General features: G+C 58.7%; 18 protein-coding genes and 1 pseudogene. 1 reads left to right on the top strand and 18 read right to left on the bottom strand.

Annotation, left to right across the window (positions count from 1 at the left end; genetic code table 11):
• Positions 1 to 45 precede the first annotated feature (45 nt).
• The 16 genes and pseudogenes from O1Q98_RS19120 to patD form a co-directional block, all read right to left on the bottom strand.
• Positions 46 to 699, bottom strand: coding sequence for an RraA family protein (locus O1Q98_RS19120; RefSeq protein ID WP_125259962.1), 654 nt, complete (start codon positions 697 to 699; stop codon positions 46 to 48).
• Complete coding sequence (locus tag O1Q98_RS19115; protein ID WP_125259996.1) at positions 699 to 1,502, bottom strand: ABC transporter ATP-binding protein; 804 nt, start codon at positions 1,500 to 1,502, stop codon at positions 699 to 701. The genes O1Q98_RS19120 and O1Q98_RS19115 overlap by 1 nt, the downstream gene beginning before the upstream one ends.
• Positions 1,502 to 2,575 carry a FecCD family ABC transporter permease gene (locus O1Q98_RS19110; RefSeq protein ID WP_125259963.1) on the bottom strand — a complete coding sequence of 358 codons (1,074 nt, stop codon included), beginning with the start codon at positions 2,573 to 2,575 and terminating at the stop codon, positions 1,502 to 1,504. The genes O1Q98_RS19115 and O1Q98_RS19110 overlap by 1 nt, the downstream gene beginning before the upstream one ends.
• On the bottom strand, positions 2,562 to 3,581 hold the full coding sequence (locus O1Q98_RS19105) for a FecCD family ABC transporter permease (RefSeq protein ID WP_125259964.1): 1,020 nt from the start codon (positions 3,579 to 3,581) through the stop codon (positions 2,562 to 2,564). The genes O1Q98_RS19110 and O1Q98_RS19105 overlap by 14 nt, the downstream gene beginning before the upstream one ends.
• Entirely contained in the window at positions 3,578 to 4,498 is a 921-nt protein-coding gene (locus O1Q98_RS19100) for an ABC transporter substrate-binding protein (protein ID WP_125259965.1), read from the bottom strand. Before O1Q98_RS19100 ends, O1Q98_RS19105 begins: the two co-directional genes overlap by 4 nt.
• Positions 4,499 to 4,516: 18 nt before the next feature.
• Positions 4,517 to 4,810 carry a hypothetical protein gene (locus O1Q98_RS19095; RefSeq protein ID WP_125259966.1) on the bottom strand — a complete coding sequence of 98 codons (294 nt, stop codon included), beginning with the start codon at positions 4,808 to 4,810 and terminating at the stop codon, positions 4,517 to 4,519.
• 14 nt (positions 4,811 to 4,824) lie between these two features.
• Entirely contained in the window at positions 4,825 to 6,744 is a 1,920-nt protein-coding gene (locus O1Q98_RS19090; RefSeq protein WP_125259967.1) for an IucA/IucC family protein, read from the bottom strand.
• 19 nt (positions 6,745 to 6,763) lie between these two features.
• The gene (locus tag O1Q98_RS19085; RefSeq protein ID WP_125259968.1) at positions 6,764 to 7,543 is read right to left on the bottom strand and encodes an HpcH/HpaI aldolase family protein; all 780 of its coding nucleotides are present in this window, start codon (positions 7,541 to 7,543) and stop codon (positions 6,764 to 6,766) included.
• Positions 7,537 to 9,435: an IucA/IucC family protein gene (locus tag O1Q98_RS19080; protein ID WP_125259969.1), complete on the bottom strand. Its 1,899-nt coding sequence runs from the start codon at positions 9,433 to 9,435 to the stop codon at positions 7,537 to 7,539. The genes O1Q98_RS19085 and O1Q98_RS19080 overlap by 7 nt, the downstream gene beginning before the upstream one ends.
• Before the next feature lie 64 nt (positions 9,436 to 9,499).
• Positions 9,500 to 10,987 (bottom strand): DHA2 family efflux MFS transporter permease subunit, encoded by a 1,488-nt coding sequence (locus O1Q98_RS19075; RefSeq protein ID WP_240632783.1) that lies wholly within the window; start codon positions 10,985 to 10,987, stop codon positions 9,500 to 9,502.
• On the bottom strand, positions 10,980 to 12,287 hold the full coding sequence (locus O1Q98_RS19070) for a type III PLP-dependent enzyme (protein ID WP_125259971.1): 1,308 nt from the start codon (positions 12,285 to 12,287) through the stop codon (positions 10,980 to 10,982). Before O1Q98_RS19070 ends, O1Q98_RS19075 begins: the two co-directional genes overlap by 8 nt.
• Positions 12,280 to 14,154: an IucA/IucC family protein gene (locus tag O1Q98_RS19065; protein ID WP_125259972.1), complete on the bottom strand. Its 1,875-nt coding sequence runs from the start codon at positions 14,152 to 14,154 to the stop codon at positions 12,280 to 12,282. The genes O1Q98_RS19070 and O1Q98_RS19065 overlap by 8 nt, the downstream gene beginning before the upstream one ends.
• Before the next feature lie 107 nt (positions 14,155 to 14,261).
• Entirely contained in the window at positions 14,262 to 16,379 is a 2,118-nt protein-coding gene (locus O1Q98_RS19060; RefSeq protein WP_125259973.1) for a TonB-dependent receptor, read from the bottom strand.
• Between the two features lie 135 nt (positions 16,380 to 16,514).
• Positions 16,515 to 17,892 (bottom strand): annotated as a pseudogene (locus tag O1Q98_RS19055) (diaminobutyrate--2-oxoglutarate transaminase).
• 451 nt (positions 17,893 to 18,343) lie between these two features.
• Positions 18,344 to 19,756, bottom strand: a complete 1,413-nt coding sequence (ygjG, locus tag O1Q98_RS19050) for a putrescine aminotransferase (RefSeq protein ID WP_205744271.1) — start codon at positions 19,754 to 19,756, stop codon at positions 18,344 to 18,346.
• 322 nt (positions 19,757 to 20,078) lie between these two features.
• Positions 20,079 to 21,551 carry an aminobutyraldehyde dehydrogenase gene (gene patD, locus O1Q98_RS19045; RefSeq protein WP_416232422.1) on the bottom strand — a complete coding sequence of 491 codons (1,473 nt, stop codon included), beginning with the start codon at positions 21,549 to 21,551 and terminating at the stop codon, positions 20,079 to 20,081.
• Between the two features lie 754 nt (positions 21,552 to 22,305).
• Between patD and O1Q98_RS19040 the strand changes: the two genes are divergently transcribed.
• Positions 22,306 to 23,646 carry an anaerobic C4-dicarboxylate transporter gene (locus O1Q98_RS19040; protein ID WP_125259975.1) on the top strand — a complete coding sequence of 447 codons (1,341 nt, stop codon included), beginning with the start codon at positions 22,306 to 22,308 and terminating at the stop codon, positions 23,644 to 23,646.
• 111 nt (positions 23,647 to 23,757) lie between these two features.
• Here the strand turns inward: O1Q98_RS19040 and O1Q98_RS19035 are convergent, their stop codons facing one another.
• Together O1Q98_RS19035 and gltP are read right to left on the bottom strand one after the other, a co-directional pair.
• Positions 23,758 to 24,528, bottom strand: a complete 771-nt coding sequence (locus tag O1Q98_RS19035; RefSeq protein WP_125259976.1) for a YdcF family protein — start codon at positions 24,526 to 24,528, stop codon at positions 23,758 to 23,760.
• Positions 24,529 to 24,704: 176 nt separating this feature from the next.
• Positions 24,705 to 26,015: a glutamate/aspartate:proton symporter GltP gene (gene gltP, locus O1Q98_RS19030; protein ID WP_125259977.1), complete on the bottom strand. Its 1,311-nt coding sequence runs from the start codon at positions 26,013 to 26,015 to the stop codon at positions 24,705 to 24,707.
• Positions 26,016 to 26,127: the final 112 nt, after the last annotated feature.

The following is a 26,127-nucleotide window of genomic DNA, read 5'->3' as shown; positions in this document are numbered from 1 at the left end:
GCCGTCGCATAATCAGTCACCCAACACTCGGAATGTTCGGGCCATTTAACGTTCCCGTACAGGCAAACGCTGGCGCAGCGCGTCGCGCCGTTCGGCATCGGCCTGCTCTTTGCGTTGCGCGGTGTCGAGCCAATCGTGAGCGGCGCTGGGGCTGAGAATAAACACCCCGTCATCGTCGCCTATGGCGATGTCACCGGGGTTTACCGCCACGCCGGATAGCCGGAGCGGTACATTCACCGCCCCTTGCAGGCCAAGGGTGCGGGTGGTGATGGCGCTCACGCCGTGGCAAAACACTGGCAGCCCGAGCGTGCGCAGTGCGCGGGAATCAGTCACGGCACCGGCGACCACCACGCCGGCCAACCCTTTGACGCAGGCCGCCAGCGTGCGCAGCTCGCCCCAGCAGGCGCGCGTCGCCTCTTGCATGGCATCAATCACCAGCACATCGCCGGGCTGGCTTAATAACAGCGCCTCGCGCAGTATGCCGCCATCGGGCGGGCACAGTTTTACCGTCACCACGTTGCCCACCATCTGCACCGGTTGCCACAGCGGTTGAAGGCCGTGCAGGTAGCCGTGGTCGGTGAGGTGCCCAAGCGTAGAGGTGCTGATGTGGCGGTACTGTGCCAGCAGTGTTGCGCTGGCGGGCGGCACCCGTGGCAGAATCAGGCCGACTGGCGGCGCGTCGGTGTCATGCGGCGACATCATGCCTCCTTGCGCGCTGGCGTTTCACGCCCAAATGGAATGCACAGCGGCGTGTGGAAAAACGGGTCGTTAATGATGCGGCAATCGAGATCAAACACCGTTTTCACCATTGCCTCATTGAGAATGTCAGCCGGTGCGCCTTGTGCGAAGGCGGTGCGGTTATGCACCGCCACCATATGGTCGGCATAGCGGCAGGCCAGATTCAGGTCATGCAGCACCATGATGATGGTTTTGCCGTGCTGGCGATTGAGCGCGCGCAGCAAATCGAGCACGTCAATCTGGTGGGCCAAATCCAAAAACGTGGTCGGCTCATCGAGCAGCACCACCTCGGTATCCTGCGCCAGCGTCATGGCTATCCACACCCGCTGGCGCTGGCCGCCGGAAAGCGCATCCACCGGGCGGTGCGCCAGTGCCTCGGTGCCGGTTTGCACCAGCGCCTGATGCACCATCCGTTCATCTTCCGCTGACCATTGCTGTAGCCAGTTTTGATACGGATAGCGCCCCAGGCTGACCAGTTGCTTGACGGTTATCCCCTCCGGGGCCTGCGGCATCTGTGGCAGGATCGCCAGCTCGCGCGCCACCTGTGCCGTTGGCTTGCGGTGGATATCTTCACCGTTGAGGATAACCGACCCTTGCAGCGGCGTGAGCAGGCGGGCAAACGCTTTAAGCAGCGTACTTTTACCGCAGCCGTTGCTGCCAATCAGCACCGAGACTTTGCCGCGCGGCAGCGCCAGATCCAGCGACTCGATAATGGTCTGCCGGGCATACCCCAGCGTTACCCCTTGACTGCGAATGGCGGTCATCATCCGTTTCCTTCCTGCCGTTGTTGCATCAATAAATATAAAAAGAACGGTGCGCCCAGCACCGCAACAAAAATACCGGCCGGTAAATCCAGCGGCAAAAACAGCGTGCGGGCGCACAAGTCAGCCACGTTAACCAGCGCCGCACCGCATAAAAACGCCATGATGGCCTGTGCGGCAAACCCCGGCGGCACCAGCCGTTTGGCGATGTGTGGCGCAATCAGGCCGACAAACGCCATCGCCCCGCCGCAGGCAATTGCGGCCCCGGCCAGCGCAACACTCAGCGCCAGCAACGCCAGCCGCACCGCTTGCACCCGCACGCCAATGCCCTGCGCCAGTGCGTCATCCAGTTGTTGTACCTGCACCTGACGCGCCAGCAGTATCAGGCACGGCAGCAACAGCACCAGCCACCCCGCCAGCGCGCGCGCGTCTTGCCAGCTTGCGCCATACACGCTGCCCGTCAGCCAGACATACGCCGACAGCGTAGTGGTCAGCGGGCTGAAAACCAGCAGAAAAGTGGTTGTCGCCATCAACAGCGCCGAAACGCCCACGCCGGTCAGTACCAGTCGCAACGGCGACACACCGGACTGCCAGGCCAGTGCATACACCGCACAGGCCGCGCCACCGGCACCGGCCATCGCCGCCAGCGGCAGATAATGCGGCCCGAACAGCGATGCGCCAAACGACAAATAGCCCACCGCCGCTGCGCTGGCTCCACTGCTGATACCCAGAATATCCGGTGAGGCCAGCGGGTTACGCACCATCGCCTGCAACATCAGGCCGGACACAGCCAGCGCACCGCCCACCAGCGCCGCCAGCAGGACGCGCGGTAAACGCAACTGCCGGACTATCATGTTTGCACCCTCAAGCGTGCCAGGGTCTGGCGCAGAAGACCACAGCGCGCGCCACACCTCCCACGGCGCAAGCCACACTTTCCCGATGCCAAGCGAGGTTATCATCAGAGCGAGCAGTACGCCGGTCATCAGCGCAAGGCGATACAGCGTATTCAGGTTGTACTGGCGCGACCACCGCCCCCAGCGCCACACGCGCTCATACGTTCGATTATCCGGCACCATGCCGCCCTCCGCGCCGCAGTTGCATAATAAAAAACGGTGCGCCAAACAGCGCCGTCATCACGCCCACCGGCACCTCCTGCGGCAGGATAACCACGCGCGCCAGAATATCGGCCAGCAACAGCAACGCTGCCCCCAGCAGCGCACAGCCGGGCAACAACCAGCGGTGGTCGGCGGGCAGCAGCGTGCGGGCGAGGTGCGGGACAATCAGGCCGATAAAGCCGATACTGCCCGCCATCGCCACCGCGCTGCCCGCCAGCACCACCACCACCAGACTCATCAGCGCCCGCAGGCGCGCGGTGCGCTGGCCCAGCCCGCGCGCAATGGCATCACCGGCATGCAACACATTGATTTGCCCGCTCAGGCACATCGCCGCCAGCAGCGCCAGTACGCCGTATCCCATCAGCGGCAACACCGCGTTAAGCTCGCGCCCGGCCACCGACCCGGCCAGCCAGAACAACACCGTGTCCAGCCCCTCCTGATTGACCACCAGCAGCGCCTGACTGAACGCCGAGAACAGCGCGGTGATAGCCGCCCCAGCCAGCACAATACGCAGCGGGTTCAGGCTGCCTTTCCCGAGCGTGCCAACCAGCCACACCAGGCCGCCTGCCAGCGCCGCACCGGCAAACGCCGCCCAGAGCCACACCGCCATGCCGAGCGCGGGAAACCAGGACACGCAGACGATGAGCAGGAACATCGCGCCAGCGTTAATGCCAAACAGCCCCGGCGAGGCCAGCGGGTTACGCGTCAAGACCTGCATCAGCAGCCCCGCCACCGCCAGCGCCGCCCCGACCAGCATCGCCATCAGCGTGCGCGCCAGCCGGGTGGATGTCACCAGAATGTGGCTGACATTAAGCGCATCATGCTGCCAGAAGGCCGCCAGCACCTGCCCCGGCGCAATCCACACCGGGCCGGTCATCACGCTCAAGCCCGCCAGCACCAGCACCGCCAGCCCCGCCGTCAGCAGCACCGGCCACGGCCTGCGCGCCGCCGTGATGAGCGGGCTCATGATGCCACCTCCCCGCCGATCCCCGTTACCCGATGGATATCATCGAGCATCAGGTTGGCCCCCAGAATACCGCCGGACAAACTCCAGGCGACGCCATCGACCACCCACACCTGCCCGCGCTGCACAGCGCGCAAACGCTGCCACAGCGGATGCTGAATCAGCGACTGATAATGGCGTTGCACCGCCGGGCTGTTGGCGCGTAAAAACACAAAAAACACCTCGGCATCCAGCACCGGAAGGCTCTCCTTGTTGGTGAGTTTGAGTGAGACACCCGGCTGGCTGCGGCTGGTTTCGCTCCAGCCAAACCCCAGTTCGCTCAGTACCGAGCCGGGAAAACTGGGCGGCAGGTAGCTGCGGATATGATCTTCGCGGATATCCAGCACCGCTACCGTCGGCAAAGTCGCGCCGCCAAACCGCTGGCGTAACTGTGCCTGCAACGTCGCCACCCGCTGCTGCCAGTGTTGCAGGCACTGCCCGGCCTGCGCCTGCACGCCCAATGCCTGCCCCATCACCGCCAGCGTGGTTTTAAACTGGTAGATTTCATCCAGCATCACCACCGGCGCAATCTGTGATAACAGCGGCTGCAAACGCTGATGGCGAAAGCGCGATGCGACAATCATCTCCGGTTTTAGCAACACGATATCTTCAAGACTGGGCTGCGTTTCCAGCCCGACATGCGCCACGCCATCAAGCGCCGCGCGCAGGTAGCGATACATCGGCTTTTCCGTCCACGAGTCCACCACGCCGACCGGGGTGATACCCAGCGCCACCGCCGTATCCGTCGCCCCCTGAAATAGCGTTATTAACCGGGGTGGCCGGGCCTGAACCTGAGCCAGCGCCGGTAAGCCTGCGGCCAACGGCAACAGGCTTAACGACCACCGCAGCAATCGGCGGCGCGAAACTAAATACTCATTCACGATTAGACATTATCTGTTTTACAGGTTGAACTGCTGGCGGGCAGTTAGAGGCTGTGAATCAGCAGCCGTATTGTTTTTGTTGCCGGTAAACGGTGCCGGGCCGTGCGACATTTCGTTCATGATAAATTGCGTGCCGGGTAAATTGCGTGCCGGATAACCGGAATGAATGCTTTGCAGCCTCATCACACGCACGATCGATAACATGCACGATCGATAAAGAGAGGCGCCAACGCCGCCTCTCCCTGGCCACTGGCTAAGGGCTAAACTGTGCCGCCAAAAAACCAGCGTCTGTCCCGCAAGCCCGTCACGCAAAAGGTCATGCCCCTCTATTTCCCGATGATGGCCTGAAACGGGTTAATCACCTCGCCTTTGCCAAACGGCATACTTCCCGGCCCGCCCGCGCGGGCAATCATCGGCGTGATCAGCAGTTTCTGCGGCCAGCTGGCGGCGTCGAACAGCCGGGTTTTCAGCATGGCGTGCGTGTCGGCATGAAAACCGGTGCGGTCAATCGCGTCGTTGATTTCTGTTTGCATCACCTGCCACAGGCGGGCAGCCGACAGCGCGTAGGTGTCGGCCAGCGTGTCGATAATCGCCCGCAGGTTGACCTGAATCCCCAGCGTTTGCAGCCAGAACAGCAGGTCATCGAGCCGGTCGTGGTACAGCGTGTTGGCGTGCCCTTGCTTGATGCGATACACCGGGTCTTGCATCCCGTGTTGCTCCAGCGTCGGGACGTGAATACGCAGTGAGTCGTGGTCACGCAGCAATACCCCGTGCGCTTCGCCCGCCTTCCAGACCAGCACAGCGTTTTGCCCATGGATTTCCCCCAGCATGCCAAGCCGGAACAGGCGGAAATTGATGTCAAAAAAGCAGCGACACAGTTCGGCAAACAGCGTTTCAACGCCCTGTGCGTCCGCCGCCAGCTGGCGATAGGCCAGCCAGTCGTCAAAGAAGTGGCGGCGGCGGCCCGGCAGCGGTGTTGCCAGCGCCGCCATCGGCAGCAAGCGGTAGTCCGGGTTATCGAACAGCTCGGCCGGATAGGTGCGCACCAGCGCCGACAGGTGGCGCGGCGCTTCGTCAAACAAGGTGGCCTGCGGCGGCATAAACGCCCACCACTTTCCTTCATCGCACAAATAGAGCCGCTGCTGTAACAGCGCGTCCTGACGGCGCGCCTGGCGCAACAGCGCTTCACTCAGGCCGCCGTTGATCATTTTCACTGCGGGCAAATAGCGTGATGCGCCAAGCGAGTAGACCGCCATCGGCAATTTGAGGTAGTCGGCGCTGGCAAAGCACGGCGTCATCGAGCGTAATGACGAGGTCGGCAGGTAGCCGTCTGCCCGGAAATCGAGCCGGTGGCAGTCGCCATGACGAAACGCCTCGCCCAACTGAGGTTGCAGAATATGGTCGAACTGCCACGGGTGAACCGGCAGGGCGATATGGGTAGCGGCAATACCGCGCGCCACCAGTTCCTGCTGTAATGCCGCCTGCTCTGCCGCTGGCAGCAGGTAACGCGCCGGGTACTGAGCAGTGGTATCGCTGATGCCGTCACCACATTGCAGGTGCGTTTTCGCCACCGCCACCCAGTTCAGCGTGACGGGGGCGGCAAACTCGGCGACGTAACGGCGGTATTCATCGGCATTCAGCCCTTGCTTGGCTTTGGCGGTCGGGTGATAGGGGCGGTCACGCAGCGACGCCCACTGTTCCATCACGTGGAAAAAATCGGCGTTATTACGCAACAGCAGGCTCTCGGTATCAATGTGGTGTTCACGCGATAACGCCAACTGCGAGATACTGGTCGCCAGCACGTCCAAAAACAGCGCCTGCCCTTTGGCTCTCTCTTTAGCACTCTCCTCGTCCGCCCCCTCCTCGTCGCTGGCGCGTTGCCCGACAAAGACCAGATTCATAAAGCTTTCCGGCTCCAGCGCCTGCCAGTCATCGCTGCCCTGCTGCCATACATACACCGCCGTGTGCGGCACGCTCTCCCAGCGCTGGGTAATGCCGGGGCGCAACAGCAGCACCAGATGGCGCTGTTCGCGCTCATCGCAACACCAGCGCCACAGGCGCGCGTCGCGCGTAAACTCGCCAAACGGCGTAGCACAGCCATAATGCTGCCGCCAGGACTCAGGGGTGTAGAGCGCCAGCGGTGCGCTGCCAAAAAATGACTCGGCCAGCAAGCAGTCAACCAAATCCTGCATCACGCTGGCGCAGGCCGCCTGATAGTGCGCATGGGTGTGGGGGTGTGCGTTCATCGCCTGATGTTCCATTGGATTACGTTCCTTCTGTCAATACGGTCGTCATGGCCAGTCTGGCCTGGAGTGCGCGAAACGCGATGCCGCGCTCGTCACCTAATACAAAAGCCTGTATGCCGCGCGCCCGGGCGCGGGCGTGGTCATCTTGCTGGCGCACAATGGTGCAGTAGACGACGTGGTGCGCCGAGGCCACCTGACAAACCTCGTCGAGGGCGGTTTGCACCGCATCGGCAGCGGTTTGCCACGGCATGCCAAGCGACTGAGAGAGGTCGGCGGCACCTTCGAGGATCATGTCGAGCCCCTCCACGGCGGCAATCGCGCTGGCCTGACGCACGCCTTCGGCGCTCTCAATCATCGCCACCAGCATGATTTCCCGGTTCGCCTGCACCACATACTCCGCCAGGCTGTGCTTGCCAAACGCACCGGGGCGGCCGCTGTTGAGGCTGCGCTCGCCTTTCGGGTGGTAAAAACAGGCCTGAATAGCCGCGCGCACCTGTTCGGCCTGCTCGACCCGTGGCAGCACGATGCCCTGCGCGCCGCCATCCAGCAGGCGCAGCAGGGTTTTGGCGTTAAAATCCGCCGCCCGTACCAGCGGCGTCAGGCCGTAGCTTTCCGCCACCCGAATCATGTTTTCCACCGTTTCCGGGTTTATCAGCACATGTTCGGTGTCGATAATCACAAAATCGAACCCGGCTTCGGCAATCAGTTCAATGGATACCGGCGACGGAATCGAGGCGATCAGCCCGTAAACCGGCCGCCCGGTGGCCAGCTTACGCTTGAGTTGATTGGCCCTTAACATGATGCAGGCCGGAATGGATAAAGCGGGTTCGGCACCGCTTTAAAGCGGCGTTCGCCATCACCGAGCAGGCGGCGTTTGGTCAGCTCTTCCACCTCGTAGGTCGGGGCAAACACATCAAACAGCGCATAGCGTGAGCGATGCTGCGGGTGGGCGGCCTGATAGCCCAGCACCACCTCCGCCGTCATTTGCCAGAAGTGCGCTTCCGGCAGGGCATAATGCTGGCGCAGGAAAATCGCCATCTCCGCCAGACAAATGAAGAAAAAGGCGTCGCAGGTGAAATCGCGCACCGCGTTGACGTCTTCCGTCAGAATGAAGGAGTTGCGGTTGATTTTGGCGTGGCTGGCCGGTAGCGGCACCAGATCCGGGCGCATCGCCGGGCGCGCCAGATGATCCGGGCTGTAACGCACGCCGTCGTGGAAGTCTTTTAGCGCAATGCGCTCAGGCCAGCCGTCACGCGCAATCAGAATAATATTCTGCCCGTGGGATTCCATGCCGATGCCCTCGGCATACAGCATGTGGATAATCGGCGTCACCGTCACCGCCAGCAACTGGCGCGTCCAGGCCTCCAGCCCATACTGCCGCACCCAGTGGTCGATAAACGGCGTTGGCGCACCGTTTTTATCATCGCTGTTATCACCGTGCTCAACGTGGCTTAAACCGTTAAACGGCACCGCCTGCTCACCGGCTTGCAGATAGGTGTGAATATTCTCGCGCCAGAGGGCTCCGAGCGTGCCATAGGCTTGCGCCATGCGCGTCGGTAACAGCGCCTGAGTGTCGAAGCTGACGCCCGCCACTTCGCGCAGGATAACCATTTTCAGGTTACGGGCGGTCTGGTCGGTGTCGATCAGCGCGTGTAGCCAGTCGGTAATAATCGGCCCGTTCATCACCGTGTGCCGCGCTAAAATCCGGGTGCTGGAGGTGTTGGTAATACTCAGCGCCAGCTTGACGTAAGGCCGTGACGTATCCGCGACATTCGCCAGTGTGCGAATCGACTGCTGCGCCTGATAACTGGCCTGCGACAGGCCAAGGTAAATCAGCTCGCCGCAGGCCAGCTCCGGGTAGAACACCGGGACAATCACCTGCCGCCACTGCCACGGATGCACCGGCACCAGCCAATAGTCATCTATCTGTCGTCCCTGCTGCGCCAGCCGTTCGCTGAACGCCTGCACCTGTGCCGGGCCGCATTCGGCCAGCAGGAAATCGTCCAGATTCAGCGAAGTTGAATGGTTGGCTGATGCGCGGTTTTTGGCCAGCGCCAGCCACACCAGCGCAATCGGCGTGGCGAACTCCGGCCCAAATTGCCGGTTATCTTGCAGGCTAAAACCGATGCGGGATTTGTAGCAAGGGTGGTAGCTGTGCGCATCCATGAAATGCCGCTCCAGCGCATCAAAACCCAACTGGTGCGCAGGCCCGTCCGGTTGGTAGCGCTGCGTGCGCGCCTGTAAATCTTTCAGTTGCGTCTGCTCTAACTCCTGCACAAAGCGCGTCAGGAACGGGTTGTCCTGTTGCTCGCCCAGCAGCTCGGCCAGCAGCAGATGCAGCGTTGGCTGGCTCTCCTCGCCGCTGGCATCGCACCGGCGCAGGCTGGCGTAATCAAGGCGAATGAGCGAAAAGCTGTCGTTTATTCGCCCCAGACAGCGGTACTCCACCGCCGCCTGCCGGGCATCCACGCCCCGGAGAATAAACTGGCTGCGGCCATCAGCCTGCGGGATGCTCTGCCAGGGCACAACCTCTTCATACAGCAGCGTTTGCAGCAGTTGCCCGACCACGCGTTGCTCAACGCGCGCATAGCGTTGCGCGCACGCGTCACCGCCGCTGTCTGGCTGCGTTAACCAATTACAGGTGTCATCCTGCCTCTGCGAGGGGATGAAGGGGGCTGAGAATGTTTCCATACGATCGTGTCACCTTAATCTTGTCAGTAAAAACAGCCGATAAGTAAACGGGCTCGCGGCTGGCCTAACGCACCGGCGGCGTCCCTGAGAGCAGCGCATTGGCAGCGGCCTCATCACTCGTCGCGGGAAAACGCCACGCACAGGGCAGCGCCAGTGCAATCACCACCGCCGTAGCGATAAAGGCCTCACTGATGGCCGAGGCGCGCGCCAGCGCCGGAGCAAGCACGCTGCCTGCGAGTCGATATTCGAGATACAGCGAGGCCAGCACTATCGCCAGCGAGGACACCAGCCGCCGTGAAATGTTGTTCATCGCCGCGCCTTGCGTCACCAGCGCCTGCGGCAGGGCATTGAGCCCGGCGGTCGTCACCGGCATGTAGGACAAGCCAAGCCCGGCACCGCGCAGCGCCATCCAGCCAAACAGCGCCGAGAGCGAACTGTGCGCGCCGCAAAAGCCGAGCCCCAGCGTCGCCAGCGCCGTCAGCATCAGCCCGAGGCTGACCACCCGCGCCGCGCCGTAGCGGGGAAGCCAGTGGCCGCCGAGTTTGCCAAACAGACTGGCGCACAGCGCCGTTGCCAGCAGCGCCAGCCCCGTCCACAGTGCGCTGTAGCCCATCACCATCTGCACCAGCATCGGCAACAGCACCAGGCACTCAAACATGCCGACCGATTGCACCACCGCAATCACCACACTGAGCCGGTAGCCGCGCAGCGTGAAAATGCGCAAATTCAGCAGCGGCTGCGCCAGACGCAGCTCAAGGCGCACAAACGCCGCCAGACAGAGCAGTGACACCAGCAACATCAGCACATTCAGGGGTTGCCACAGCGCGGCGGCGTGATGCAGCCGACCGGTCACGGTCATCAGCACGCCAACGCCAACGCACACCAGCACATAACCGGCGACATCAAACGCACGCCGTGGCGCAGGCGCGGTGTATGGCAACACGCGCCAGCCCAGCAGCAGCGCCAGCAGCCCAATCGGAATATTCATGACAAACAGCGCAGGCCAGGAGAACCACGCCAGCAACAGGCCGCCGCACAGCGGGCCCAGCGCCGGAGCCAGCATGACCGCTGCGCCCCACAGCCCGGTGATGCCACCGCGCTCCGCTTTCGGGTAGACCGAGAAAATCAGCGTCAGCGACAGCGGGATCATCAGCCCGCTGGCGATGCCCTGCACCACGCGGGCGGCAATCACCCAGCCTATCGTTCCCGCCAGCGCGCCGATGACTGAACCGGCAATAAACAGCGCCGTGCCCAGCAGATAAAGGCGGCGGTTGCCGAGCCGGTCGCCCAGATAACCGGTGAGCGGCATGGTGATACCCATGCTCACCATAAAAGCCGCGACAATCCAGGTTGCCCACAGCGGGCCTATCGCAAACACCTCGATAAACACCGGTAACGCCGGGTTAAGCGAGCTGTTATTCAGGCTGACGGTGGTGGTGCCGAGCAACACGGTGGCCACCACCAGCCCGCGCGATGGCTGGCGTTCCGTTACCTGACATTGAGTTACCGGATGTTCAGTTACCGGATGTTCGATCACCTGACGTTCACTCACCAAGCAGGGCTCCGTCGGCATCACGCATCACCGCATCCGCGTCCATAAACGCCTGTATCGGACGGGGATGGCAGAGAAAATCGGCATGAGAGATGTTATAGCCATAGGCACCCGCCAGCGGCAGCACCAGAATGTCGCCCACCGCAACATCGCCCAGCCGTTGATCGCGGCTCAGGACATCTTTGGGCGTACAGAGCTGCCCGACCACCGTCCACGCCTGCGCCGTTGACGCCGCGCCGTCATGTCGCGGTGTACGATGGCGCGCAATGGGGATAATCGGGTGGTCATGCCCCTGCGCCACCGGCAAACGAAACTGATGCGTTCCCCCCCGGCAGACCAGAAAGCCTTTGCCGTGGCTGTATTTTTTATCCAGCACTTCGATGGCGTAATACCCGCAATAGGCGCTGATGAAGCGGCCCGGCTCGAAACGCAGCAGCGGCGCATCGCGCAACGGCGCCAGACGGTTTTTCAGGTCATCGCACAGCGCCTGCCAGTCAAAACGCGCAGGCGTCAGGTAGGCCACGCCGATGCCGCCGCCCACATTCAGGTGCCGCACCGTCTCTGGCCGCGCCGACAGCGCCTTCCAGTGCGGCCAGCGTGTCAGGTAGAACGCCAGCAACTGTTGATGGCGCGCGACATCCATCTGGTGCGACATCGCATGAACATGAAAGCCGGTGAGTTGCAGGTGGCTGGCGTTATCGACATCACGCACCGCCTCGGCCAGTTCGCTTTCATCGATGCCGAACGGCGTTGGCGTACCGGCCATCGCCAGTTTGCTGGTCAGCAAGTCAGGCAGCGTCGGGTTGATGCGTAACAGCACCGGCTGCACCACGCCGTGCGCGCTGGCGCACTGTTGCAGGCGCGCAATTTCACGGCGGCTTTCGACGTGGATTGCCTGCACGCCGTGCGTCAGCGCCTGAGTAAAATCGGCATCCAGCTTGCCGGGCCCGGAGAAAACAAACGGCTTGCGGGTGTCGCACCCCAGCACGCGGGCAATTTCACCACCGGAGGAGATTTCAAAGCCGTGTACCAGCGGGGCCAGCGCATCCAGTATCGGTTTTTCGCTGTTGGCTTTGATGGCGTAATACAGCTCCACCCCGTCAGGCAAGGCCGCCATCACCCGGCTGACGTGCTGGCGCAGCGCGTTCAGGTCATAGACAAAGGCCGCCAGCGGGTCAGTTTGTTGCTGCTGCAACCGGATAATGGCGGCGCGAATGTGTGCAGGCAGCGCAGGCGCGCCATCACGGGCATCGCGGTCTGCCTCAGCCCCGGCGCTGGGCGACAAAAACAGATTAGCCATAATGCACCGCCCGTGGCGACGCACCGTTATGCGAAGGCGCGCGCGAACTGGCCCCCGCCGCTGTCTGTATGGCCGGATTCGGCAGCACCGCCCAGGGCGCGGTCAAACGCACATATCCCGCCTGCCGGTCAGCCTGTGCCGCCAGCCTGACTTTCAGGTTGGTTTTGCACGCCACCGGGCCACCGGCTATCAGCGCGTCCAGCTCCGGTGCCGGGGCTGACAGCGTGTTGCGAACCAGGCACAGTTGCTGGCGTACTTTGCGCCACATCGGCGTCGCCAGGTGTGGCCGCTGATAGCTCAATGCCAAAATCGCTTCTGACAAATGATTGATAAACAGGCAATACATGATGCGGTTCCAGCCCTGCTCGCGGGAGTACAGCAGTGACTGGCGCACCCGGGGGTGAACCGCGTCGTCCAGATAACGCACGCCGAGATCATCGGTGAGTTTAACGCCTTCAAAATCACGCAGCAGCACCTGCTGAGGACGCCCCCGGTGGTGTACCAGTACGCTGTTTTGCAGATGCGGCTCCATCACTACGCCGTGATTGAAAAACAGGGACAACACCGGGTTAACCAGCTGTGCCTGATAGAGATCAAACCAATGCAACAAGGCGTGGTCGTCAAGCGCGACACCATACTGAGCACGCAGGAAGGGCTGGATCATCGGTTGCAGATCAACGCCTCGGGCAAACAGCGCGCCTGCCATCAGGCTGTGTTGCGCGCCGCTGCGCTGGCAGAAGTTCTCGCGCAAAATGCCGCCGGTTTGCTCACGAAACCAGTGGCTATCCTCCTCACTCGCCCCGGCCGGACTCCAGCTCACCACGCCGGGCTCCGCCACCGTCATAAGCCCGCCCAGCGAATCGGCATGGTGGCGGTGCAACTGGCGGAACAGGCGGTCAATCAACACCGTGCTCTCCAGCTCATACCAGGCATTTTTGCGCACACAGTTGGTGATGCGCACGTTGAGCGAGCCCTTGATAAAGTAGTCGTGATCGGCAATAAACCAGGTACGGATCGAGGCGGTGGGGCTGGCCACTCGCCCGCTCTGCCCCAAATCACGAATCTGGCCATCGCGCAGTAATTGCGCCACCCGCTCATCTTGCATAAACAGCTGCGCCTGTACCGGATGCATACAGATAATGGCGTGCCCCGGCGAGGCGGGTTGCTGGTCGGCAAACCCTTCAAGCACCTGTGCAGGCGTGAGGCCATTCGCGCCGATGTGCAGGCCATCTTGCGGCACCTCGAACTGATGCAGCGCGGCACTGGCCTGAAATTCCGGTGCCCACTGCCGCTGGCCAAGATGCGCGGGCCATAGGCGGGCTTTCGGTGCCGGGTGGCTGGGGTGGCCAAACCACAACCCCTGCTCACTTTGCAGGTAATGTTGCAGCGGCGCGGCGTTAGATACGCCGCTGCCCTCAGGCGCGCGGTTATGACTGACAATCTCGCTAACCAGCCGTTGGCTTTGCAGAATTTGCTGATATAACTCCGGGTTCTGACGCCCCATCTCCTGCTCACAGGCAGCCAGTAATCGCGCCACCAGCGTGGCAAAGTCCGGGCAGCGCCAGGTGTCCTGCGGCTGGCGCAGGTAAACATCGGACTGATAATACTGGCTGCCAAAACTGTCTTTACGATCCACCATGACGAACAGCTCGCCTTGATTGGGCAGCGCAATCAACAGCGGAATCCCGTTCCAGTCTGCACCATCAAAATACGCCCCCGGCGCAATTCCGTTCATTTCGTCTGGCCACCGATATCGCACGTTCCCATTCGGTATGGCGAATTCTTTGATAAAGCAATTAAGCAAACCCTGTAGGGCGGCTTTTTCACTTATCATGTTGGACAAAACATCATGATTTCGGCTATTCATCTCTGCTCCATAAGAATAATCATTGGCCGGCGGTGTATTTCGCAATAAAGGTTAATCATCCTGAATAATAAGCGTCACCTTGCCCCGCCTTGCGGCGGGACAATTTATCAGAAGTCAACGCTATAACCCAATGTCACGGTTCTTCCCCGCCCGGAAAAATAACGCGATGGATTGACAATCGCACTCTGCGAGTAATAGGTGATGTACTGTTTATCTAATAAGTTTGCGACCGATAAATTCACTTTCCCTTTCGGTAATTTATAACCGACCGCCGCATCCAATAATAAATAACCATTAAAGTCTTTCGCACTTTCATCCATTATGCGGTCAAAGGTATAGTTCGCCTGAATAAAGGACGACCATTGCGGTGTCCAGTTGGCCGACCAGCTTGCTGTCATACGATCCGGCGGCACATTCAGCCCGTCCAGTTTGCCCTCAAGACCGCCATTCCCTTTGCTGTCATAGCGGCCCTGCACGTGGGAGTAGCCCAGTTTCAGGCGGTGGTCGTCATTGAGTTTATAGCCAAGCGAAGCTTCGATGCCGTCAATACGGGTGCGCTGACGTTCGCTCTGGAACGTGCCGCCAGCGTCCACCACACGCTCGCCCAGCTTGGCGCTGGAGCGGTAGTAACTGAGCTCAAGATCCACCGGGTCTTTCTGGATACGAAAACCGGTTTCGATGTTATCGGTGACAATCGGCTCCAGCGGCAGCATGCTGACTGACTGATTGGCAACTTTAATACCGCGCAGCGTACGCCCGACATCAGGAATACCAAACCCCTGCGAGTAGTTGACGAACAGACTCAGTGGCTGGTAGGGCGTAGTCCATACCGTACCGACGTTATACAGCGTCTTGTTAAAGCTCAAGCGCCCGCCTTGCACATCCACGCTGCTATTCGGTGCCTTGACGGTACTCGCCGCCACGGTACGGAAGCTGTCAATATCCAGACGCGCGTATTCATAACGCACCCCGGCGGTGATTTTCAGCGAGTCCACCGGTTGAATATCCCACTGCATAAACGGCGACAGATCGGTGTATTTCATCTCAGGCGCATACAGGCGCTGGGTCAGCCATAAATCTTGTTTACCGGTATCAATCAGGGTGTCAAAGCCGACCGTGGCTTTCAGGTAGTCGTCCCAGAGGTCATCCTTGGTCAACGACACTTTTGTACCGTAGCGGCTGGATGTGACCCGAGACTGGTCATACAACCGGTTGAGCGGCGCGAGGCGAATGTCCTGGAATGAAGCGGAGGTATCCGCGCCAAATAGCGACTCGTAATTCTGGTAATAGGCCAGCGAATTGAACTTCATGCCCGCCAGATTGTAATTGTCATAGGTTGCGCTGGTCATCCACACCTGATTCATCGGCGCATCGCCAACCGGGCGCTGGGCTATCGATGTGGTCGGGATGCCCTTATCCCTATCGCCCGCCACACCGAGGTAATTCATCTTACCTTTCACCTGATAGCGGTTCAGGCTCACCTGCACGCGCTGGTCATTGTCCAGCCAGTACCCGACCTTCGCCATCAGGTCATACGCGCGGGAATCCATCATATCGCCCTGGGTGTTATCGACACCGACCGGGCGATTTTTCCCGTCAAGAAACAGGCCCTGATCTTCATAACTCATGGAGAACAGGTAATCGAGGTAGTCTTCACGTCCGTTAAACCCGTAGGTGGTTTTATAGCTCATGGTATCGCCATCCAGCCTGGAGGTGGGCGATGTCGCCTCGACGCTGAAATGCTGATTAAACGCCCCCGGCTGCGGGCGGCGGGTAATAATATTGATAACACCGCCGGTGGCACCAATACCATTGCTGGCGCTGGCACCGTGAATCACCTCGATACGCTCCACCATCGCAAAATCGATAGTGTGCATCTCGCGCCCGGTCGGTCGCAGCGGGTTGGACTGCGGAATACCATCAATCAACACCAGCGGCGCACGGCCACGAAAAGTTTCGCCGCTGCCGCTCATTTTCTGACGACTGGGTGCCATTGCCGGTAATAAATTACTTAATATTTGCGATGAGTCGCTGGTAATTTGCCGCTGTTGATCAATTTGCTCTTTGGTAATAATCGTCACTACCTGTGGTGAGTCTTTTTTCTCGGTATCCGTTCGGGAAGCCGTAACGACCATTTCATTATCATTTTTATTTACACTGTCTGCCGCATTAGCCTGCGAAAATAAAAACAGCGGCGTTAACGCAGATAATACCCGAACCTTCATTTATTCAGCCTCATGATAGAATTTCCCAGTCAAAAATAATGAGCACCGGTTTTCATTACCTGTGCCGATAACTAATAAGATAAATACCGTTTTTTATAATGGTGCCAGCGGCCCTCGTATTGGCAAAAACAGGAATTAACCACGCACCTGCGCCAAGGCTTCGATTAATGCGCGCTCAAAGCAGGCCACCACCTGTACACATTGCGGTTCGCTAATGATTAATGGCGGCAGCAGCCGGATAACATTCCCCTGCCGCCCGCCACGCTCCAGCAACAGCCCCTGACGGAAGCAGTGCTGTTGGATCGCCACCGCTAATTCGGCATCCAGCGGGTAAGCGCCGGTGGCATCGGCAGCCTGACGTTCATCAACAATTTCAAGCCCCAGCATCAGCCCACGCCCGCGTACCTGTCCAAGGCAGGGGAAGCGAGTTTGCAAGCGGGCAAACTGTTGCTTTAGCCACTCACCGCGCACGCCTGCCTGTGCCGCCAGCCCGTCGCGCAGCAAAATCTCGATGGTGGTTTTGCCCGTCGCCATCGCCATCTGGTTGCCGCGAAACGTGCCGGTATGGGTGCCGGGCTTCCAGGCATCATATTCACGGCGTATCGCCAGCAGTGCCATCGGCAAGCCGCCGCCGACCGCCTTTGACATCACGATAATATCCGGCTCAATGCCCGCCTGCTCAAAAGCAAACAGGCTACCGGTGCGGCCAAACCCGGTCTGGACTTCATCGACAATCAGCAAAATACCGTGACGCTGGGTAATGTCGCGCAGGGTTTGCAGCCAGCGCACTGGCGCCGGATTCACGCCGCCTTCGCCCTGTACCGCCTCAACAATCACCGCTGCGGGCAGAGGCATACCGCGCTCAACATCCTCAATAAACCGTAGTGATATAGTGGCAAAGCGCCGTGACACCTGCGTCACCGCCGAGTCCCAGCGGGCAGCGATACTCATGGGGATACGGCAGGAATTGCACGCCGGGCATCAAATTGTGTACGGCATCTTTCGGGCCGGTATTGCCCGTTACCGCTAACGCGCCATGGGTCATGCCGTGGTAGCCGCCGGAAAAGCTGATGATACCGCCGCGTCCGGTATAGGTTTTGGCAAGCTTTAAGGCGGCCTCGACCGCATCGGCTCCCGACGGGCCGCAAAATTGCAGGCAGTAATGCGCATCACCGCCCGGCAACTGCGCCAGCAGGGTTTCACAAAAGGCATCTTTCAGCGGGGTAGTGAGATCCAGCGTGTGCATCGGCAGGCCGGAGGAGAGAAACGCGTGAATGCTGGCCACCACCTCCGGGTGGTTGTGCCCTAGCGCCAATGTCCCGGCACCGGCCAGACAGTCGAGATAGTCATTGCCCTCGACATCCGTCACCCATACGCCTTGCGCCTGCCGGATGACCAGCGGCAGTTTGCGTGGGTAACTACGCACATTCGACTCAAACCATCCTTGTCGTGCCAGATAATCCGCATTGGTTTTTTGCAGAGCATCCTTAACAGCAAATTGTGTTGGTAACATCGCTCTCACTCCGTGTGATATTGATAATGACAACAATTATCATTAACAATAATGGCACTCAAGTGTTATTTAGATGCTGTTTTTCATAACCAAATCCTTACAATTTCTGACGCTATATTCACTAAATGCATACAGAATCGGCAGTTACTCCCCTTTTTCCCGCTGCTGGAACGCCGGAATCAGCCAAAAGGCAAAGCGCCATTTTGTGATCTTAATCACATACGACTGCGCTCTGTTTCGTAGCCAAATCGCCTTCATCACCGGGGGAATAAAAGGCCGTCTCGCCTCACGCAGGCGTGTGGATTGAAAGAGTGGTTGCCGATCGGAATAGCTGTGCGCTGGATTGTGCCGGATGGGAGATGAGCGGTTGTGAAAAGAAAAAGCCAGTCGGATGATCAGACTGGCTTGGTGTGTCGCCTCAGCTGCGGGCTGAGTGCATCAGAAGGGGTGTTCACTGGAGTGCGGGTTCCTTATTGACAGGTTTCGGTTTCGCCTCTTCTACCGCACGCAGGCTAACCAGCGCACGTTCGGCTTCTTGCAACACCTGCTGGCATTGCGCAGGGGTGATGGTCAGCGGCGGTTCGATGCGAATGGTGCGGGCGTTATTCAGCGTACCGGCCACCAGCACCCGACGCTGAAACAGCTCGCTGGCAAACGCATAACCGGTGGTGTTGTCCTTAAACTCTATTGCTTGCAACAAGCCTTTGCCGCGCGCCTCGACAATCAAATCCGGGTAAGCGCGCACCAGCGTTTGTAGCCCGTCCAGCAACAATGCGCCCTGACGTGCCGCCTGCGTTGCCAAATCGTCACGCAGCAACACGTTGATAGCCGCCAGCGCCGCCGCACAAGCCAGCGGGTTGCCGCCAAAGGTGGTGGTATGCAAAAACGGGTTGTCAAACAGCACCGAAAAGACCGCTTCCGTCGCTACCGTTGCGCCAATCGGCATTACGCCGCCGCCAAGCGCCTTCGCCAGACACAAAATATCCGGCTGCACGCCGTAGTGTTCGCAGGCAAACATTTTGCCGGTGCGCCCCATGCCGGTTTGCACCTCATCGAGGATAAGCAATGCGCCAATCTCATCGCACAAGGCGCGGACTGCGGGCAGATAGCTATCCGGCGGCACGATCACCCCGCCTTCCCCTTGAATCGGCTCAAGAATAATCGCGGCAATGCCTTCACCGCTGCGCTGGCAGGCGATGACCTGCTGGCGCATGGCGGCAATATCACCGAACGCGACATGATGAAAACCGGGCAATAACGGCATAAAGGGGCGGCGAAACACCGGCTTGGCCGTCGCCGACAGCGCGCCGAGTGATTTGCCATGGAACGCGCCGTGCGTGGCAATGAAGCTGAATTTACCGTGCGGCGACTGGTAGGCTTTCGCCAGCTTTAGCGCCGCTTCTACTGCTTCGGTGCCGCTATTACTAAAAAAGCTGTATTTCAGGTTGCCGGGCGTTATTCCAGCGAGCGTTTTCGCCAGCATCGCCCGCAGCGGGTCAAGCAATTCCTGGCTGTGCAGCGGCTGGCGAGCCAGCTGTTTTTCCACCGCCGCCACTACCGTCGGGTTACGGTGGCCAACGTTGAAAATGCCATAACCGCCGAGGCAGTCGAGGTACTCATTACCGTTGGTATCAATCAGCGTGTTGGGGCCGCTGGTGCGCCATTCCACCGCAGCAAATCCGCCACCGGCGGTAACGGATTTTCTGTATTCCAGAAAACCGGGGTTAACGTAGTCCCGAAACGCGTTGAGGGTGTCGCGGTTTAGGGCCGCCAGCGTTTGCGGGGAAGGGGTGTCGTTCATTATCCAATCGAGGGCCAGCTGAGAACTCTCTAGCGGGTTAAGGGGCGTAGGCATTCTGGACAAAATGAGCTCCTTGGGCGTGAGGTATCACGTGATACCGCCTCTTATCATGCATATCCCACACCACTTGCTCGTGCTGCGAAAAAATAAATATTTTTCGCTTAAAATAGCGCTTTTGACAAAATTTCATATAAAAGATGCGGCATCGGGTGGGCGCGTTGACACGCCCCCGATGAAGCGGCCAGCCCGATGCCACGTGGCGCACCGCCAGCCCAACCCGCTGCCGGTGACTGCGCCGGTGAACAGACACCGATGCTGCACAGTCACTGTGCAATCGGTGTGCCATTCGCCCTGTTATGGCACAGACGCGCGTGATGGCCGCCGCTTAGTGGCGAATCATCACATGGCGCACGATGGTGTAATCCTCCAGCCCGTAAATGGACATGTCCTTGCCGTAACCGGAGAGTTTCTGGCCGCCGTGCGGCATTTCACTGACCAGCATGAAATGGGTGTTGACCCAGGTGCAGCCATACTCCAGACAGGCCGCCAGCCGATGCGCACGGCCAATATCCTGCGTCCATACCGACGAGGCGAGGCCGTAGTGCGAGTCATTCGCCCAGGCGACCACCTGGGCTTCATCGTCAAACGGGGTGATGGAAATCACCGGGCCGAACACCTCCTGCTGCACGATTTCATCGTCCTGACGCGCATCCGCCAGCACCGTGGGCTGGAAATAGTAACCCGCGCCGGGCACGCGTTCGCCGCCGGTAATCAGCCGGATGTGCGGCTGGGCGCGGGCGCGCGCCACAAACCCGGCCACCCGTTCAAGCTGTGCGGCAGTAATCAGCGGCCCGAGTTCGGTGGCCGGGTCTTCCGGCGCGCCGATGTTCAGGCTGGCGACCGCGTTACCCAGTTTCTCCACCAGTTGCTCATAGATGGGGCGCTGCACGTAGAGACGGCAGGCGGCGGTGCAATCCTGCCCGGCGTTATAAAAGCCGAAGCTGCGGATGCCATCAACCACTTGCTCCAGGTCAGCATCCTCAAACACGATGACCGGCGCTTTGCCGCCCAGTTCCATATGCGTGCGTTTCACGCTGCTGGCTGCATTCGCCACGATGTGCGCACCGGTGGCAATCGAGCCGGTTAGCGACACCATGCGCACCCGTTCATGGCCGGTCAGCACATCGCCGATTTCCCGCCCTTGCCCGAACAGGATATTGACCACCCCGGCCGGAAACAGATCGGCCAGCAGGCTTGCCAGATACAGCGTGGTCAGCGGGGTTTGCTCGGCAGGCTTGAGCACCACGCAGTTGCCCGCCGCCAGCGCCGGAGCCAGCTTCCACGCCGCCATCATCAGCGGGTAGTTCCATGGCGCGATGGACGCCACCACACCGACCGGGTCGCGGCGAATCATCGAGGTGTGGCCCTCAAGGTATTCGCCTGCCGCAGAACCATTCAGGCAGCGCGCCGCGCCAGCGAAAAAGCGAAACACATCCACCACCGCCGGTATCTCATCATTGAGTACCGCATGATAAGGCTTGCCGCAGTTTAATGATTCCAGCCGGGCCAGCGTCGGGCCGTGCTGCTCAATGTTATCAGCCAGTTTCAGCAACAGCGTGGCGCGGGTTTTTGGCGTGGTTTGCCCCCAGTGGGCAAAGGCGCTGTCGGCGGCGAGAATAGCCGCTTCAACCTGGGACAAATCCGCCTGCGCAATAGCGACAATCGCCTCCCCTGTCGCCGGGTTGTACACCGTGTAAGGCGCGCCGTGCCCCGCCACCCGCTTCCCGTCAATCAACATGTCAATCAGCACATTATCGTGCGCATTAGTGCGAATAGTATTGTGCATAGTATCGTGCATCGTTGCTCTCCTTACCGTGGTTGCCGTGGGTTGCGCACTGCTCCCGTCACCAACCTTTAAGCAAGATACCTGCCAATTTTTAAGCACCCTCTTTCTGTTTATCACTCGGCCACCGAATAGCCGTGACGCAATAATGGTTGTTTTTAAGGTTAACTGAATGTCATTCTCAGATAATTAATGGCCGAACAATACCGAATCATTGAAAAGGGAAATATGTGACAACGTTGGCAGATTTATTAATAACGCGCCAAATGGAATGAAAAATATGCGCAATTATCGCTTGTCGGCAGGCGGGGTTATTTGACATTATTAATAAAATAGCGTTCAGATGAGAAAACAATTAAAAATCATGCAATTAATATTAAACATGGATATATTCTATTATTATTCATCTTTTATCGAAGGCATCGCGCACCAAATAAAGGCAAATAACCAACGATAAAAAAACCATGTTACAACAAAAAAATCACAACTAAACATAACAAAAAACACAACAACATGAAAATAAAAACATTTTTATTGCGACACATCTTTATTGATGTTTAAAAAATTAATCTTTTGATTAAAAAACTAAAAAAATCAGTTATTTTTTATTCTATTGCCATGCAGCAATTAATTGTCGATTAATAAAAGAAAGAATTGAAATACTAGACTTAGATCAAGAAAAAACACTCGGAATAATCCCTATAGTACCCATGACGACAGTAATCCAATCTCAATTAATTAACTCGTCATGCTGAGTAATGGGGAATTTATGGACTTTATCATTCAACTTGTCATAGTCCTGATCTGCCTGTTTTACGGTGCGCGCAAAGGGGGTATCGCGCTCGGATTACTAGGGGGTATCGGACTCGTCATTCTGGTTTTTGTATTCAAACTCGAACCTGGGAAACCACCGGTAGATGTCATGCTGGTGATTATTTCTGTGGTCGCGGCCTCAGCCACGCTGCAAGCATCAGGCGGCCTGGACGTGATGCTGCAAGTCGCGGAGAAAATGCTGCGGCGTAACCCGAAATACGTCTCTGTTATTGCGCCGTTCGTCACCTGTATTCTGACGATTCTGTGTGGTACCGGCCACGTGGTCTACACCATCCTGCCGATTATTTATGATGTCGCCATCAAGAATAATATCCGCCCGGAGCGCCCTATGGCCGCCAGCTCGATTGGCGCACAAATGGGGATTATCGCCAGCCCGGTGTCTGTGGCCGTGGTGTCGTTAGTGGCCATGCTGGGTAAATTCACCTTCCACGGCAAACACCTTGAGTTTCTGGACTTACTGGCTATCACCATTCCGTCTACCCTGCTGGGTATTCTGGCGATCGGGATTTTCAGTTGGTTCCGGGGGAAAGATCTGGATAAAGACCCGGATTTCCAGAAATTTATCTCTGTGCCGGAAAACCGTGAATACGTTTATGGTGATACCGCTACCCTGCTGGATCGCAAACTGCCGCGCAGCAACTGGGTCGCAATGTGGATTTTTCTGGCAACGATCGCCGCTGTCGCCCTGCTGGGCGCGGTAGAAAGCCTGCGCCCGTCATTTGACGGCAAACCGCTGTCGATGGTGCTGGTTATCCAGATGTTTATGCTGCTCTCCGGTGCCATCATTATCATCGCCACCAAAACCAACCCCGGTTCGATTTCGAAAAACGAAGTGTTCCGCTCCGGGATGATCGCTATCGTGGCGGTGTACGGTATTGCCTGGATGGCGGAAACCATGTTTGGTGCCCATCTGTCAGAAATTAAAAACACGCTGGGTGCGCTGGTGAAACAGTATCCGTGGGCCTATGCGCTGATACTGCTGCTGGTGTCCAAGTTCGTCAACTCGCAGGCTGCGGCGCTGGCCGCCATTGTGCCGGTTGCGCTGGCGATTGGCGTTGACCCGGCGTATATCGTCGCCTCGGCACCGGCTTGCTATGGTTACTATATTCTGCCGACCTACCCAAGCGACCTTGCCGCAATTCAGTTTGACCGCTCCGGCACCACCCGCATCGGCCGCTTTGTCATTAACCACAGCTTTATTCTGCCGGGGTTGATTGGCGTGAGCACCTCGTGTGTGTTTGGCTGGGTCATCGCTGCACTGTACGGTTACTACTAAGGCGTTACGCCGTCAGGCTGCGTTTGTTGTCTCCCCCCACCGCCCGTTTGGCTGCTGCCTGCGGGCGGTTTTTCGTCGCGGCCACATACGTCAGCGCGCATGCAGAACCCATTATCTTATCAGCCGCGCCAGTGCCTGATGCTGCATGACCCGCGCCCACGCGCAGGCCACGTTATCAGGCAGGGTCACATGACCAATAAACCCCGCTCCCGACGGCCCATACCCTTCTTTGTCATCCCGCAGCCGCCTAACCTCGCCCAGGATCATGGCAATATAGCGCTCCGGTTGCCAGATGCCCGGCAACGACGCCCCGGTGATGAGAATCTCATCATGAACGCTTATCAGCCGAGGTGTGAACACCGGCCAGTTGATAAACCGGCTCGTCAGATTCTTGTTACTCCAGCTAAACCGGTATGTTTCAGCGGTACGTCGCTGCATCAGCGGGTCTTGCACCAAAATAATCGTCTGGTGTGGCAGCCGTTTTTCGAGCAGGTAATCACGGCTAAAGTCGGCATTTTCACCACAATTCCTTGAGTCGCTCTCAATCAACATTCTCTCGGCTGGAATAGCAAATAGCGCCTCACCGATACGGGCAATGATAGCGGCTTCGCTTTGCCCCTCGGGGTTGATTGCAGCGGTCATCGGGTTATTTTTTACCGCTTGCTGCAATAATGGCGTGGAATGCCCAACCCCACCACTGACCAGCACCGGGATATCGGCCTGTTTTGCCAATGCCAACGCCCCAAAAATCGTCGGCAGGATCGCATGGCCCGCCATCACCATCAGATCCGGCTGCACAGCCTCAAGGGAGGAGAAATCATCACAGGCCAGCCAGCTCGCCAGTTGGTTTAAATCGCTGATTATTTCATCAGATAAGTTCATTGTGCCCCCTCTGGATAGCAAAAAACACCCTGCGAGCAAAACGCTTGCAGGGTGAGAGATAATGGCAGTAAATCGGGCCGTTAAACAGCAAGACGTCCGGTTAACCGGACGTCGTAGCGATAGGGTTATACAGCAGGGTTACACGGTAAAGTTACGCGGTAAGTGACGCAGAAAAGTTACGCAGCAGGGTTAGCCTGCGCACGGTTAAGCGCTTGTTCGTACTCGCGCGCTTTATCTTCGTCAAACTGCCCTTCCCATTTTGCGATGACCAGCACCGCCAGCGCATTGCCCACCACATTGAGTGCGGTGCGCGCCATATCCAGAATACGGTCAACACCGGCAATAAACGCCAGCCCTTCCAGCGGGATCCCAACACTGCCAAGTGTGGCCAGCAACACCACAAAGGAGACGCCCGGCACACCGGCAATCCCTTTAGAGGTGATCATCAGCGTCAGCACCAGTACCAGCTCCTGCCACAAACTGAGATCGATACCGTATAGCTGGGCGATAAAAATCGCGGCGATGCTCTGATAGAGCGTTGACCCATCAAGGTTGAACGAGTAACCGGTCGGCACCACAAAGCTGGTGATGGCTTTCGGCGCACCGTAGGCTTCCATTTTTTGAATAATACGCGGCAACACCGTTTCCGAGCTCGCCGTCGAGTACGCCAGCACCAGCTCATCTTTCAGAATGCGGATAAGCGTCATGATGCGCAGGCCGCACATTCTCGCCACCGACCCCAGCACCACCAGCGCAAAAAACAGCACCGAGAGATACACCAGCACCACCAGTTTGGCCAGCGGCCACAGTGACGCGAAACCGAAGTTGGCCACGGTGACGGAAATCAGCGCAAACACGCCCACGGGCGCATAACGCATGATCATGTTGGTGACGCGAAACATGGTTTCCGAGGCGCTACGAAAAACGTTAAGCAGCGGATCGCGCTGTTCGCGCGGCAGTGATGACAAACCAAGGCCGAACAGCACCGAGAAAAAGATAACCGGCAGCATGTCGCCTTTGGCGAGTGCTGCAAAAATATTGGCAGGAATCAATGACAAAATCGTGCTCACCAGGCCGTGCGCACCGCTTTGCACCTGCTCGGTGGTTTTTTCATATTGGGAGATATCCACCCGGGTCAGCGCCGACATATCAATGCCGTGGCCCGGCTGGAACACGTTGGCCAGCGTAATCCCCAGCACAATCGCCAGTGTGGTGATGATTTCGAAATAGACGATGGTTTTAAACCCGATACGCCCCAGTTTCTTGGCATCGCCCACGCCAGCAATCCCCACCACCAGCGTAGTGATGACGATAGGCACGACAATCATTTTGATAAGGCGGATAAAGATATCCCCGGCCGGACTGAGCACATTGAGAATCAGCCACTGTTTATTCGCCGGATGCTCATGCAACCAGGCCCCGACAGCAATGCCGATAATCAATGCGACGAGAATCTGCCAGGCCAGGCTAAATTTTTGTTTTTTCATAATAAAAGTCCATTGTCTGTGCTCCCTGTAACGACTCGCCGATAGCCTGCTACGGCTAACGGGCGCTTCAGCGACAGCTGAATTGCGACAGATGAAGGAGGTGGTTTAAGGA

Origin of the sequence: Dickeya lacustris (assembly GCF_029635795.1) — a bacterium.
Lineage (GTDB): Bacteria > Pseudomonadota > Gammaproteobacteria > Enterobacterales > Enterobacteriaceae > Dickeya > Dickeya lacustris.
The sequence above is the reverse complement of the archived record's forward strand: the minus strand, read 5'-3'. Positions and strand labels throughout refer to the sequence as shown.

What these genes read in the sequence shown, in the direction of transcription:
- O1Q98_RS19115 (WP_125259996.1), bottom strand. Translation starts at nt 1,502, where the DNA reads ATGACCGCCATTCGCAGTCAAGGGGTAACGCTGGGGTATGCCCGGCAG.
- O1Q98_RS19080 (WP_125259969.1), bottom strand. Translation starts at nt 9,435, where the DNA reads ATGGAAACATTCTCAGCCCCCTTCATCCCCTCGCAGAGGCAGGATGAC.
- O1Q98_RS19110 (WP_125259963.1), bottom strand. Translation starts at nt 2,575, where the DNA reads ATGGTGCCGGATAATCGAACGTATGAGCGCGTGTGGCGCTGGGGGCGG.
- gltP (WP_125259977.1), bottom strand. Translation starts at nt 26,015, where the DNA reads ATGAAAAAACAAAAATTTAGCCTGGCCTGGCAGATTCTCGTCGCATTG.
- O1Q98_RS19090 (WP_125259967.1), bottom strand. Translation starts at nt 6,744, where the DNA reads ATGAACGCACACCCCCACACCCATGCGCACTATCAGGCGGCCTGCGCC.
- O1Q98_RS19105 (WP_125259964.1), bottom strand. Translation starts at nt 3,581, where the DNA reads ATGAGCCCGCTCATCACGGCGGCGCGCAGGCCGTGGCCGGTGCTGCTG.
- O1Q98_RS19065 (WP_125259972.1), bottom strand. Translation starts at nt 14,154, where the DNA reads ATGAATAGCCGAAATCATGATGTTTTGTCCAACATGATAAGTGAAAAA.
- O1Q98_RS19040 (WP_125259975.1), top strand. Translation starts at nt 22,306, where the DNA reads ATGGACTTTATCATTCAACTTGTCATAGTCCTGATCTGCCTGTTTTAC.
- O1Q98_RS19070 (WP_125259971.1), bottom strand. Translation starts at nt 12,287, where the DNA reads ATGGCTAATCTGTTTTTGTCGCCCAGCGCCGGGGCTGAGGCAGACCGC.
- O1Q98_RS19085 (WP_125259968.1), bottom strand. Translation starts at nt 7,543, where the DNA reads ATGTTAAGGGCCAATCAACTCAAGCGTAAGCTGGCCACCGGGCGGCCG.
- O1Q98_RS19120 (WP_125259962.1), bottom strand. Translation starts at nt 699, where the DNA reads ATGTCGCCGCATGACACCGACGCGCCGCCAGTCGGCCTGATTCTGCCA.
- patD (WP_416232422.1), bottom strand. Translation starts at nt 21,551, where the DNA reads ATGCACGATACTATGCACAATACTATTCGCACTAATGCGCACGATAAT.
- O1Q98_RS19035 (WP_125259976.1), bottom strand. Translation starts at nt 24,528, where the DNA reads ATGAACTTATCTGATGAAATAATCAGCGATTTAAACCAACTGGCGAGC.
- O1Q98_RS19060 (WP_125259973.1), bottom strand. Translation starts at nt 16,379, where the DNA reads ATGAAGGTTCGGGTATTATCTGCGTTAACGCCGCTGTTTTTATTTTCG.